General features: G+C 64.8%; 7 protein-coding genes and 2 pseudogenes. 5 read left to right on the forward strand and 4 right to left on the reverse strand.

Translation table 11 applies throughout. The annotated features are described in order from the left end of the window. Window positions 1–85 precede the first annotated feature (85 nt). The 5 genes from NGM28_RS21690 to NGM28_RS21710 all read left to right on the forward strand — a co-directional run bounded on the left by NGM28_RS21690 (window position 86) and on the right by NGM28_RS21710 (window position 6,522). Window positions 86–1,342, forward strand: coding sequence for an HlyD family secretion protein (locus NGM28_RS21690; protein WP_252091373.1), 1,257 nt, complete (start codon window positions 86–88; stop codon window positions 1,340–1,342). Next, window positions 1,339–3,465 (forward strand): peptidase domain-containing ABC transporter, encoded by a 2,127-nt coding sequence (locus NGM28_RS21695; protein ID WP_252091375.1) that lies wholly within the window; start codon window positions 1,339–1,341, stop codon window positions 3,463–3,465. Before NGM28_RS21690 ends, NGM28_RS21695 begins: the two co-directional genes overlap by 4 nt. After that, window positions 3,462–4,811, forward strand: coding sequence for a TolC family protein (locus NGM28_RS21700; protein ID WP_252091377.1), 1,350 nt, complete (start codon window positions 3,462–3,464; stop codon window positions 4,809–4,811). Before NGM28_RS21695 ends, NGM28_RS21700 begins: the two co-directional genes overlap by 4 nt. A 159-nt stretch (window positions 4,812–4,970) precedes the next feature. Beyond that, the gene (locus tag NGM28_RS21705; RefSeq protein ID WP_240063761.1) at window positions 4,971–5,855 is read left to right on the forward strand and encodes a glycosyltransferase family 2 protein; all 885 of its coding nucleotides are present in this window, start codon (window positions 4,971–4,973) and stop codon (window positions 5,853–5,855) included. 88 nt (window positions 5,856–5,943) lie between these two features. Next, a complete protein-coding gene (locus NGM28_RS21710; RefSeq protein ID WP_252091424.1) occupies window positions 5,944–6,522 on the forward strand; it encodes a CatB-related O-acetyltransferase in 579 nt (192 codons plus the stop codon). 90 nt (window positions 6,523–6,612) lie between these two features. Here NGM28_RS21710 and NGM28_RS21715 read toward each other — a convergent pair whose 3' ends face one another. From NGM28_RS21715 to NGM28_RS21725, 4 genes and pseudogenes are all read right to left on the reverse strand, one after another. Next, window positions 6,613–8,379 carry a phosphoethanolamine transferase CptA gene (locus tag NGM28_RS21715; RefSeq protein WP_252091379.1) on the reverse strand — a complete coding sequence of 589 codons (1,767 nt, stop codon included), beginning with the start codon at window positions 8,377–8,379 and terminating at the stop codon, window positions 6,613–6,615. A gap of 229 nt (window positions 8,380–8,608) precedes the next feature. Continuing rightward, a pseudogene (locus NGM28_RS29040) lies at window positions 8,609–9,151 on the reverse strand (methyl-accepting chemotaxis protein); the annotation flags it as partial. 315 nt (window positions 9,152–9,466) lie between these two features. Then, a pseudogene (locus NGM28_RS29045) lies at window positions 9,467–10,675 on the reverse strand (cache domain-containing protein); the annotation flags it as partial. A 66-nt stretch (window positions 10,676–10,741) separates the two neighbouring features. Then, window positions 10,742–12,094: an APC family permease gene (locus NGM28_RS21725; protein WP_240063758.1), complete on the reverse strand. Its 1,353-nt coding sequence runs from the start codon at window positions 12,092–12,094 to the stop codon at window positions 10,742–10,744. Window positions 12,095–12,485: the final 391 nt, after the last annotated feature.

The following is a 12,485-nucleotide window of genomic DNA, read 5'->3' on the forward strand; positions in this document are numbered from 1 at the left end:
GCGCAATAGTCCACCTGTACTAGTGCCGACGGGTTTCTGCCTGTTTAGGCTGGCAGTACAGGTTTGCCGGAATCGTGGTCAGGGAATGCTATTTCGAAAGGAAGCGTTGCACGCAGGCAGGAACAAGGAGCTGGGCAACGTGGTGCTGGTTTCACCGCCGTCGTTGCGGCTGGCGGGTGCCGGCGCGGTGCTGTTCTGCATCCTGCTGGCGCTGTTCCTCGGCCTTGCCAGCTACACCCGGCGTGAGGCCGTCACGGGTGTGCTGGTGCCTGAAGGGGGGCTGGTCAAGGTATTCGCCCCCCAGGTGGGTGTGGTCCAGGACCTGGCTGTCAGCGAAGGTCAACAGGTACAGGCGGGGGCGGCGTTGCTGACCCTGGTCAGCGACACCCATAACGGCGATGCCGATGCGAACCAGGTCGCCATCAGCCGCCTGATCCAGCGCCGCAACAGCAGCTTGGCCGATGAAATCGCCGAAACCAAGGTGCTGCACCAGCAGGAGCGCGAGGGCAAGCAGCGGCGCCTGGCGATGTTGCAGGGCGAGCAGGACAAGGTTGCCGCGCAGATTGCCCTGACTACTCAACGCTTGGCCCTGGCCCAGGGCATCGCCGAACGCTACACGGAATTGCAGCGCCAGGACTTCGTTTCCCGCGACCTGCTGCAAGCCAAGCAGGATGCGGTGCTCGAAGTGCGCCTGCGGGCCGAAGAGCTGAACCGCTCGCTGCTGGCCCTGCGAAACGACAGCGCCGCCCTGCGCGCCGAGCTTGCCGAACTGCCCTTCAACCAGACCAAGCAACTGGCCGACCTCGACCGACGATTGCTGGAGAGCCAGAGCAGCCTGCTGGAAAGCGAGGTCAAGCGGCAGGTCGTCATCACCGCGCCGGCTGCCGGGGAGGTGACCGCCATCGGCGTGGTCAACGGTGCCCGCGCCGACGTCAGCCGCCCACTGTTCAGCCTGGTGCCCCAGAACAGCCAACTCTATGCCGAACTGTACGTGCCCAGCCGCTCAGCCGGTTTCGTGCGGCCCGGACACGCCGTGATGCTGCGTTATCAGGCCTATCCCTACCAGCACTTCGGCCTGGCCCGGGGAACGGTGGCCTCGGTGTCGCGCAGTGCATTGCCCGCCGATGAAATCATGACTGTCGGTGCGGCCTCCGAAGCGTTGCGCGAGCAGGGGCCGTTGTACCGGGTGCGGGTCACTCTGGAGCGGCAGAACCTGTTCGCCCGCGGGCGCGAAGAACGCCTGCGTTCGGGGATGCAATTGGACGCCGACATCATGCTGGAAAACCTGCCGCTCTATGAATGGCTGCTCGAACCGCTGCGCGGCATAGGAAAACGACTGTGAGCATCGCCCAATCCTTGAATTTTGGTGTCGGCCGCAAGTTGCCGGTCATCCTCCAGGTCGAGGCGGCCGAGTGCGGCCAGGCCTGCCTGGCGATGGTCGCGGCTTTCCACGGACAGGTGCACGACCTGCCATCGCTGCGTCAAAAACTGTCGCCCTCGATGAAGGGCGCGACCCTCAAGCAACTCATGGCCATGGCGGCACAGCTGGGCCTGGCCAGCCGGCCGCTGCGCCTGGAGCTGGAGGCGCTGGAACGGCTCAAGCTGCCCTGCATCCTGCATTGGAACTTCAACCACTTCGTGGTGCTCAAGGAGGTCGGCCCCCGTTGGGTGACGCTGCACGACCCGGCGCGTGGCGTTTGCCGGCTGACCCGCCAGGCGGTGTCCGAGGCCTTTACCGGCGTCGCCCTCGAGCTGTGGCCGCACACCGATTTCCAGCCCGGTGAGACGAAGACTCCGTTGCCGCTTCGGCGTTTGCTTGGTCGGGTGCAGGGCTTTGGCGGGGTGCTGGGGCATGTGCTGGCATTGGGCGCGGCGCTGGAAGTGTGCATGATCCTCACGCCGTTCTTCCTGCAAACTGTAATCGACAAGGTACTGGTCAGTGCCGACCGCGACCTGCTGGCGGTGCTGGCACTCGGTTTCGGCCTGCTGCTGGTGGCCCAGCAGGCCCTGTCGCTGGCGCGGTCCTGGGCGTTGATGTACCTCGGCACGCTGTTGGGTAGCCAGTGGCAGATCAATGTGTTCAACCACCTGATACGTTTGCCGGTGGCTTACTTCGAGCGCCGCCACCTGGGCGATATCGTCTCGCGCTTCGGCTCGCTCAAGGCGATCCAGCGCACCTTGACCACGTCGTTCATCGAGGCCTTGCTCGACGGGGTGATGACGGTGGTGACCCTGGCCTTGATGTTCCTCTACAGCCCGCCGCTGGCCTTGATCGCAGTCGCCGCCATGCTGCTCTATGCATTGGCGCGTTGGGCCTGGTTCGGCCCATTGCGGCGGGCCAGCGAGGAGGAGCTGGTGCGTGCCGCCCGGCAGCAGAGCTACTTCCTGGAAACCATGCGCGGGGTGCGCACACTCAAGCTGTTCGCTCGCCAGGAGCAGCGTGCCACGGCCTGGGGTGGCCTGTTGGTGGACGAGATCAATGCCGGGCTGCGTCCGCAGAAACTGCAATTGTTGTACCGCGCGTTCAACGGTCTGCTGTTCGGCACGGTGACGCTGCTGGTGATCTGGCTGGGTGCCAGGCAGGTGATCGAGGGGGTGTTCAGCGCCGGCATGCTGATCGCCTTCAATGCCTACAAGGACCAGTTCAATGGCCGGGTGGCGGGCCTGATCGACAAGCTGGTGGATGTGGTGATGCTGCGCCTGCATGGCGAGCGCCTGGCAGACATCGTGCTGCAGCAGGCCGAGGGGCGGGGAGGGCTGGTGGATGTGCCTCCGGACGGCCCGGTGCCGCGGCTGGAAGTGCGTCAGTTGCGGTTTCGTTATTCGGACCATGAACCCTGGGTGCTCGATGGCCTCTCGCTGACCGTCGAGCCGGGCGAGTCGCTGGCCATTGTCGGGCCCTCCGGGTGCGGCAAGACCACCTTGCTCAACGTCATGCTTGGCATCCTGCCACCGGTCGAGGGGCAGGTGCTGCTCGACGGTGAGCCGGTGGACGCGAACAACCTCGAGCGGCTGCGGGCCATCAGCGCCACGGTGCTGCAGGACGACGTGCTGTTCGCCGGTTCCATCGGCGACAACATCAGCTTCTTCGCCAGTGACGTCGATCAGGCCTGGGTCGAGCAATGCGCCCGGCTGGCCGCAGTGCATGAGGATATCGTGCGCATGCCGATGGCCTACAACACCCTGGTCGGGGACATGGGCACGGTGCTGTCGGGTGGGCAGAAGCAACGCATCCTGCTGGCGCGCGCGCTCTATCGCAAACCCCGGTTGCTGTTTCTCGACGAAGCCACCAGCCACCTGGACATCCAGCGTGAGAACGCGGTGAACCAGGCCCTGCAAGCGTTGAACATCACGCGGGTGATCGTTGCCCATCGACCAGACACCATACGTTCGGCCCAGCGCGTGGTGGTCTTGGTCAACGGTCGTTTGGCTGGCAATGGTCCTCGGCAAGACGCCGCGCCATGAGCCCGGGGCGCCGCTTGGCCGCAGTGCTTGCGCTGTCGAGCTTGCCGTGCCTGGCCGCTGGGTCGTCATTGCAGGCGTGCCCCGGGGCTTTGCGGGCGGGCGAGGCGCTGGGGCTGTCGCGGGCGGTGGCCATGGCCCTGTGCGCCGACCCTGAAATCGAGGCGGCCTGGCGCACGCAGCTCAGCAGCCAGGCCAGCATGGAGGCCGAGCAGTCTGCCTACTGGCCGACACTGCAGGGCGTCGCCAGCAGTGGCAGGGCCAACCGCAAGACCCGTTACGAGGGGTTTTCCGACGCCAATTCCACGCTGGATGCGCGTACCAGCAGCTATGGGGTGAACCTCAATTGGGTGCTGTACGATTTCGGCCTGCGCGAAGCCAAGGTGGAAAGTGCCCGGCAACTGCTCAATGCAGCCAGCAGCAGCCGGGTGGCGAAGATCCAGCAGGTGGTGCTCGACACCAGCAAGGCGTTCTACCAGGTGCAGGCCAATGGCGCATTGCTCGAGGCACGTCGCAGTATCGAGGCGCTGGCCGCCGACAGCCTCAAGGTGACAACCGCCAAGCACCAGGCTGGTGCAGGCGAGCAGGCCGACCGCCTGCAGGCGCAGACCACCTATGAGCAGGCCCGGCTGGAGCGGGTGCTGGCCGAGGGGGACCTGGCCGAGACCGAGGGGGCGCTTGCCAGTGCGCTGAGCCTTTCACCCTCCACGCCGTTGCAGCTCGAGGCCCTGGATGAGCCCGAGGGGCAGGAGGCCGCCTTCATGGCCAACGTCGATGCGCTGATGGAGCAAGCCAGGCTCAACCACCCGTCCGTGGCGAAGGCCCGTGCCGAATGGTCGTCGAGCCTGGCCAGGGCCGACGCCGAGCGCGCCCAGGGGCGCCCGAAGATCGCTCTGTACAGCAGCTATCGGCATGACGACACGCCAGTGGAACAGGTGGCGTCGCGCCAGCAGATCGAGACCTGGACGGTGGGCGTTCAGGTTACCGTACCGATTTTTGACGGTTTCCTCGCCCGTCGCCGGGCCCGCGCCGCCGAATATGAAGCCGGCGCGCGCGAGCAAGACCTGCAGCAAACTGAGCGCAGCGTTGCCCTGAATGTGTGGCGTAGTCGCCAGGCCCTCGAGGCGCGCACCCAGGCCCTGGTCATCAGTCGGCGCCTGGTCGGGAGTGCCAGCCAGTCGCATCGGGTGGCATTGGGGCGCTACAAGGCCGGAGTCGGAAGCATCATCGAGCTGCTGAATGCGCAGAATGACCTGGCGAGCGCGCAACAGCGCCGGGTCAGTTCGGTGGTCGAATGGTATACCGCCAGGCTGCAGTTGGCGGCGGACCTGGGGCAGCTGGGACAGTGACGGCTCACTCAGTCAGGCTGGATGCCCGTGGGCGGCATTGCATATGCCGGCTTTGTCGTGTTCACTATCTGATCGCGTATAATCTCGTTCGCCCGGCGCAACACTGCCATGTTGCCCGTCGGGAGGCCATTCCACCGCGGCCAGAGGCGCCTCAGATCAATGACACATGGAAGCGAGCACCACAGAGAGACCCAGCCCCCGCTGATCTCCGTCGTGGCACCCTGCTATAACGCCGAGAAGTACTTGCAGGAGGCCCTGCAGAGTATCTTTGCTCAGGATTACCCGAACTTCGAAGTCATCATCGTCGATGATGGCTCGAGCGACCGCAGCGTGGAAATGCTGCGCGAGTTGCAGAAAACCTACGACTTCACGCTCCTCACCCAGGCCAACCAGGGCGTCAGCGGCGCACTCAACACTGGGCTTGCCCATGCCCGTGGCGTCTATGTGTCGACGCCGGACCTGGACGACATCATGCTGCCGCATTCGCTCAGCGTGCGTGCCCGTTATCTGGACGAGCACCCGCAAGTCGGGTGCGTGGGGGCGCTGATCACCTACATGGATATGGACGGCCGCGACACCAAGGTGCAGCAACGCAGCGAGATCAAGACCTTCAGCTTCGAGCAGATCCTGCGTGAGGCCGTGGTGATCGGCGCGCCGGCCTCGTTGTACCGCATGGAAGCGATGCGGGCGGCGAAGTTCTATGATCCGGCGATCAGGGTCCAGGACTTCCAGATGACCCTGCGTATCGCCTCGCAGGGCTACGAAATCCACGAGCTTCCGGTATGCGTCACGCGTTATCGGCGCCACCCCAACAACCTGTCGCGAAAGTTCAAGGTGCTGCTCGAGGCCGACCTCAAGACCATCGCCCCGTATCGCGAACATCCGGCTTACGCCTGGGGGCGTTCGGTGCTGGTGCACAAGGCCTTGAAGTATGCGGTGGTCTCGGACAAGGGCTATGCCTGGGAACTGCTGCGTGGCATTCCACTGCGCCATTACAACAAGACTACCTTCCGGCGTATCAAGCGCCTGTTGTTCCACCGTTGATGGCTCCTTCCAACCTCGCCCCTGGATACTTTTCTTGAACCTCTGGCAGAAACTGATCAATCGCCGGGAGCGCAAGCGTCTGCGCGCCATGGACAAACTCGACCGGGCAGCGGAGAAAATCCGTTTGAGCTACCCCCGCGCCAGTGTGGGCGTGGGCAGCTATGGCACGCCGGTGGTCACCGAGTTCGGTGACGATGCGGTGCTGCGTATCGGCAACTACACCTCGATTGCCGCGGGGGTGCAGGTCTTGCTGGGTGGTGAGCACCGCACCGACTGGCTGACCACCTATCCGTTTCCGGCCATGATCAAGGGCCTGGACGATATCAAGGACTATGCCCCGAGCAAGGGCGATGTGGTGATCGGCAGCGACTGCTGGATCTGCACCAATGCGATGATTCTCTCCGGGGTCACCATCGGCCATGGCGCGATCGTTGCCGCCGGTGCCATGGTCACGCGCGACGTGCCGCCTTACGCGGTGGTGGGCGGAAACCCATGCAAGTTCATCCGCTGGCGCTTCGACGAGCCCGTGCGCGAGGCGCTGCTCGAGGCGGCCTGGTGGGACTGGCCGGTCGATGAGGTGAAGGCGGTGGCGCGCATGCTCAGCAGTGGCGACCTGGACGCCTTCCTCGACTACGCGCGCAAGCGCCAGGCAATCACCACGCCTTGATGAAAGGCATTGCGCCAACCCCGTAGGAGCCAGCCTTGCTGGCGAACACCGGCAAAGCCGGTGCCAGGCTCCTCGTCACTTACTTCCTGCTCATATCTTGCCAGGCTTGGGTATGTCACTGCTGACCGTCTGCTGCTTGTCGGCCTTGCCGGTGGGCAATTTATCGAAGTCATGCAGGCCATTCTTCGCGTAGGGGTTGCCGATCCAGCGCGGTGTGGCGACGAACTGATCGCTGACCACACTCTTGGCCGGCTCGTAAAGGTCGTAGCTGAGGCCGGCCAGGTCGGACAGCGTATGGATCAGGTGCGCGCTGCTGTATGGGCGAGCGGCCGCCGCCTGCAGGTCGCGTGGGTGGCTGGCCTGCCAGCTCGGTGACGTCCAGAGCAGGAACGGAATGGTGTACATCGGCCGGGTCGGATCGCCTTCGTTGCGGCCCAGGCGGTCATGGTTGCCGGAGCTGTAGACGTCCTCGCCATGGTCGGACAGGTACAGCAGGAAGCCGTTCGGGGTGCTCGCCGAATAGCGCTTGATCAGGCTCGACACCACAAAGTCGTTGTAGCGCACCGCGTTGTCGTAGAAGTTGTAGGTTTCGACCTGGTCTGGCGTCAGCGCCGCAGGCGCCCCCTGGTTGTCCTTGAAGTGCTCGTACTGCGCCGGGTAACGGTAGCGGTAGTCCATGTGCGTACCGAGCAAATGAACAATGATGAGCTTCTTCGGCGCCGGGTCCTGCAAGGCCTTTTCAAACGGGGGCAGCACCACGTCGTCGTACTGGCTGGCATTCTGGTTGCGCTGGTTGTTCAGGTACACCGGCTCGTCCGTCTGCTGGGAGAAGGTGGTGAGCATGGTGTTGCGCTTGGTCATGGTCTGCTGGTTGGTGATCCAGAAGGTCTTGTAGCCCGCCTGTTTCATCAGGTTGATCAGCGACGGGTCGGTGAGGAAGCGATCAGGGTGCTCTTCGTCGCCGAAGGTCAGGATCTGCTGCATCACTTCGATGGTGTAGGGGCGCGGCGAGACGACGTTGCGGAAGACTGTCAGGCCCTTGTCGCTGGCGGCCAGGGCGTCGAGGTTGGGCGTGGTGTCGCGGTTGTAGCCATACAGGTGCATGTGCTCGCGGGTGGTGGATTCGCCCAGTACCAGCACCAGGGTGCGCGGCGTGTCGCCGTTGCTGTCCTTCAGGCCTTGCAGCGGCGGCAGCGCGGCGTTCTGGTCAAGCAGTTCCTGCATGTTGTCCAGTTGCTGGCGGTACTGCCGATAGCCGACCACCAGTTGCCACGGCACGGCGGGTTCCATGCGCTGTTCGACCTTTTCCCGGGCATCGGCGAACGAGCGTTCCTGGGTGACCATTTGCTTGTAGAAGGGGTAGACCAGGAGTGCGGCCAGCAGTGCGACGACCAGTGGCAGGCGAGTGTGCAGGGGCAGGGTGACTGGTCGGATGCGTCGCCACAGCCATACGGCAACGGCCGTATAGAGCAGCAGTGCCAGGCACAGCGTGACACTGAAGTACTGGCTGAAGTATTCACTGGCTTCGGCGGTGTTCGATTCGAACATCACGAAGATGACGCTCTGCGAGAACTCCTGGCGATAGATGCCGAAGTAGCTCAGGCCCACCAATGATGAAGCCCACAGCACCAACCCGATCAGCGCGGACAGCGGGCGGGTCAGGCGCGGCAACAGCAGAACCGGGGCGAGCCACAGGCTGCTGAGGATGAAGGCGTCACGAAAGCCGGCGAAGCCGGTGGTGCCGCTGAACAGCAGCAGTGCCTGGGTGACGCCGGAGAAGTACCAGAAGAACAGCAGCAGCCAGCCTAGGCCGGCCCAGTCCACGCGTTTGCGAGTAGGGGAAGAAGAAGTCGACACGTATGCCTCGTTGCACCTGAAATGGCCGGATCTGGCGAGCGGCGGGTAAGGGAGGCGACGCTAATGCAGGCAGCGTGAAAAGAACGTCAACACGACATGAAAGTCTTGGAGGGGCATCGACCCTGTAGGAGCGGCTTCAGCCGCGATGCAGGCGACGCGGCGTCTGGCACCCGCTGTGCGGGTGATCGCGGCTGAAGCCGCTCCTACAGGGGGGGCCATGAGCGTCGGCTTATACCCGGAACTGCTCCATCAGCGCCTGCTGCTGGTTGGCCAGGCGATTCAGTGCCTGGCTGATCCGCGCCGACTCGTCGGCCTGGCCCGACAGTGACTCGGTCACATCGCGGATCCCAGCCACGTTGCGGTTCACCTCTTCGGCTACCGCGCTCTGCTCCTCGGCCGCCGAAGCAATCTGCAGGTTCATGTCGGTGATCACCGTCACCGCCTCGCCAATACGTTGCAGGGCGGGAAGGGTCTGCTCCATCTGTGTGGCGCTGTCCTGGGCCTGGCGCTGGCCGCCGTGCATGGCCTCGACCACGTCCCGGGTACCCTGTTGCAGGCCTTCGATCACCTGGCGGATCTCTTCCACCGACACCTGGGTGCGCTGCGCCAGGTTGCGCACCTCGTCGGCGACCACGGCAAAACCACGCCCGGCCTCGCCGGCGCGGGCAGCCTCGATGGCGGCATTGAGGGCCAGCAGGTTGGTCTGCTCGGCGATGGCGCGGATCACCTCCAGCACCGAACCGATCTGCTCGCTGCGGCTTTCCAGTGCGCGTGCCTCCTGCATCGCGGTGTCCATGCCGTTGGCCAGCCGGCCGATGGCTTGGCGATTGGCGTCGACCAGCGCCAGCCCTTCGCGGGCGGCCTGGTCGGCACCACGGGCGGCTTGGGCGGCTTGCGAGGCATTGTGGGCGACGTCCTGGGCGGTGGCGCTCATCTCGTTGGCGGCGGTGGCCACCTGTTCGATCTCGCGGTGCTGTTGCTGCATGCCGGCGCTGGTCTGGCTGGCGATGACCGCCGATTGATCGGCGGTGCCACGGGCTTCCTGCAGCGAGCCCTTGACCTGGGCGATCACCGGCTGGAGCTTGTCGAGGAAGCGGTTGAACCAGCCGGTCAACTGGCCCAGTTCATCGTCGCGGGCGTAGTCCAGGCGCCGGGTCAGGTCGCCTTCGCCGCTGGCGATATCCTCCAGCCGCGCAGCCACGGCGAGGATCGGCCGGGTCACGCCGCGGGCGGTCAGCCAGACCAGCAGCAGGCCGGCGACCGCCGCGCCCAGGCCGATCAGCAGGCTGCTCAGGTTGGCGCTCTGGTTGTGGGCGTCCAGGCGCTGGTTGAGGGCCACCGCCGGTGCCTGCAGCACCTGCTCGGGCAGTTCCAGCAGGACCTGCCAGGGCGCGGCGTCGGGGATTGGGGTGAACGGTCGGGCGACGCGCAGCAGGCCGTCAGCCACGGTCTGTTCCAGGGGCTTGGCCAGCTTGCCGGCGTCACGGCTGTTGCCGGCCAGTAGCCCGGCAGGGCTGACGATGCTGACTTGGCCCTGGCCGTCGAACAGTTCCTGGCGGCCGTCCAGGCTCAGTTGCTGGAGGTTGTCCAGGCCGATGTCCAGGCCGAGTACACCGACCACCTTGCCGCCTTCGAGCAGCGGCAGAGCGATGCTGGTCATCAGTACCTGGCGACCGTTGACCTCGTCGAAGTACGGGTCGAGCACGCAGGCCTTGGCGGTCTGTTGCGGGCAGGTCAGCCAGCGGTTATAGGGGGAGCCGTTGGCGCCGAGCGTGGTGTCGGCGAGCATCGACTCGGGCATGGCTTCGGCTTGCAGCGCGCCAGGGCTCGATTGCGACCAGTACAGCGAGAAGCGCCCGCTGTCGTTGCTGCCCAGCTCGGCCTGGGCGACGAAGCGGCTGTCTTGGTGGTCCAGGGCATTGGGTTCGAAGACCAGGTACAGGCCGGTCAGGTTCGGGTTGCCCGCCAAGGCGCTGCGGGCCTGGGCGGTGAGTGCCGCACGCAGGTCGCTGTCGCCGCGTGCCTTGAGTACCTGCACCAGGCGCGCGAAGCCGTTGCCGTACTGGTAGGCATCCATGAAGTAGCGCTGGATGCGCAACGCCTGGGTCTCGGCGTGGGCCTGCAGGCGCAGGCGCGCGCTGTGCTCGAGCATCTCGGCGTTGGCCTGGCTGACCAGCGCCGCGCTGCGCCTGGCCTGGGTGAGCGAGGTGGCGACCAGCAGGGCGACGATGGCCAGCAGGCACAGGCCGGCCAGCAAGGTGATCTTCCACTGGATGGAGAGGCGACGCAGCGGCATGGTGACGTTCCTTTTGGTTCAAGCACAACGCCCGCGATCAGGCGCGGGCGTTGTCGTGGGCGGGTGTCATTCAGCGACGTAGTTGGGCGGTGCGACCCGGAAGGCCTTGGTCAGCCAGGCCAGGTACAGCACCCCGAGCGCGGCCCAGATCCCGCCGAACAGCAGCGAGTTCTGGTTCAGGTCCAGCCACAGCGAGACGATGATGCAGAAGCCTATCGTCGGCGCCACCAGATACTTGAGGTTGTTCGTCAGGCCCTTGTTCTGGCCCTCGCGGATATAGCAGTGGTTGATCACCGACAGGTTGACGAAGCTGAACGCCACCAGGGCGCCGAAGTTGATGATCGAGGTGGCGGTAACCAGGTCGAAGAAGATCGCCGACAGCGAGATCAGGCCGACCACCGCGATGTTCATCACCGGGGTCTTGTAGCGCGAATGCAGGCGGGCGAACACGCTGGCCGGGATCACGTTGTCGCGGCCCATCACGTACAGCAGGCGCGAGACGCTGGTCTGCGAGGCCAGGCCAGAGGCGATGGTGTTGATCACCGTGCAGGCGATGAACACCGACTGGAACAGCTTGCCGCCGACGTACAGGGCGATTTCCGGCAGGGCTGCTTCCTGGTCGTGGAAGCGCGCCATGGTCGGGAAGTAGGCCTGGATGAAGTACGACACCAGGATGAACACCGCGCCACCGATCAGGGCAGTGAGGAAGATCGCCCGGGGGATGGTCTTGCCCGGATTGCGGGTCTCTTCCGACAGGCAGGTCACTGCGTCGAAGCCCAGGAACGAGAAGCACAGGATGGTCGCGCCGGCGGCCAGCGCGGCGAACTGGGTCTGGTCATCGGCGAACGGCACCAGGCTCCAGGCGGTGCCCAGCCCTTCGCCGTGGCCCAGGCCACGCCAGCAAAGGTAGAGGAACACGGTAATGATCGCTACCTGCACGACGACGAACAGCAGGTTGAAATGCGCCACCAGGTTGACGCTGCGCATGTTGATCAGGCTGATCAGGGTGACGAACCCGGTCACCCATACCCAGCCCGGCACCTCGGGGAACATCGCCGACAGGTAGAGCTTGGCCAGCAGTGCATTGACCATGGGCAGCAACAGGTAGTCCAGCAGCGACGACCAGCCGACCAGGAAACCCACATGCGGGTTGATGGCGCGCTGGGTGTAGGTGTAGGCCGAGCCGGATTGCGGGAAGCGTCGCACCAGGGTGCCGTAGCTCACTGCGGTGAACAGGATGCCCAGCAGCGCCAGGATGTAGGCGCTGGGCACATGCCCGGCAGTAATGCCCGAGACGATGCCGAAGGTATCGAACACGGTCATTGGCGTGAGGTACGCCAGGCCGATGATCACCACGTGCCAGAGGCGCAGGGATTTGCGGAATTGGCCGTTGCCGGGGGCGCTGTGGTCAGGCTGCATGCGGGCGGCGCTCCTGATCCTGGACAATGGGCACGGCGTGCGGCGGGCACGGCAAGGTCGAGCGGACAGGCTCCATGTTGTTCACCTTTTATGTTGGAGCGAGGGAGTGCGCGGGGTGGGCGCGGGTATCAGGGCAGGCAGTGCCGTGACGAGGAAGGCGGCGCTTGAGGGCTGGGGCGATTGGGCATCATGGCGGCGCTTTTTTCTTCTTCGTGAGTGGGGCGCGTGCAAGGTGGGGGAAATAAAAACGATGGGGGATCGAGTGTCAAGTTAAACATGACAAAGGGATAGATGACCCTTATTGGTATCGGGTTTTTTGGTCGCGTTTTGCTTTATTTTTGTCGTTTCAGGGAGCGTAAGTCGATTTCGGTGTTCGTAAAAATTGACAATC

It is taken from the genome of Pseudomonas sp. MWU13-3659, from assembly GCF_023757525.1.
Lineage (GTDB): Bacteria > Pseudomonadota > Gammaproteobacteria > Pseudomonadales > Pseudomonadaceae > Aquipseudomonas > Aquipseudomonas entomophila_E.

What these genes read in the sequence shown, in the direction of transcription:
- NGM28_RS21690 (WP_252091373.1), top strand. Translation starts at nt 86, where the DNA reads ATGCTATTTCGAAAGGAAGCGTTGCACGCAGGCAGGAACAAGGAGCTG.
- NGM28_RS21700 (WP_252091377.1), top strand. Translation starts at nt 3,462, where the DNA reads ATGAGCCCGGGGCGCCGCTTGGCCGCAGTGCTTGCGCTGTCGAGCTTG.
- NGM28_RS21705 (WP_240063761.1), top strand. Translation starts at nt 4,971, where the DNA reads ATGACACATGGAAGCGAGCACCACAGAGAGACCCAGCCCCCGCTGATC.
- NGM28_RS21710 (WP_252091424.1), top strand. Translation starts at nt 5,944, where the DNA reads ATGGACAAACTCGACCGGGCAGCGGAGAAAATCCGTTTGAGCTACCCC.
- NGM28_RS21725 (WP_240063758.1), bottom strand. Translation starts at nt 12,094, where the DNA reads ATGCAGCCTGACCACAGCGCCCCCGGCAACGGCCAATTCCGCAAATCC.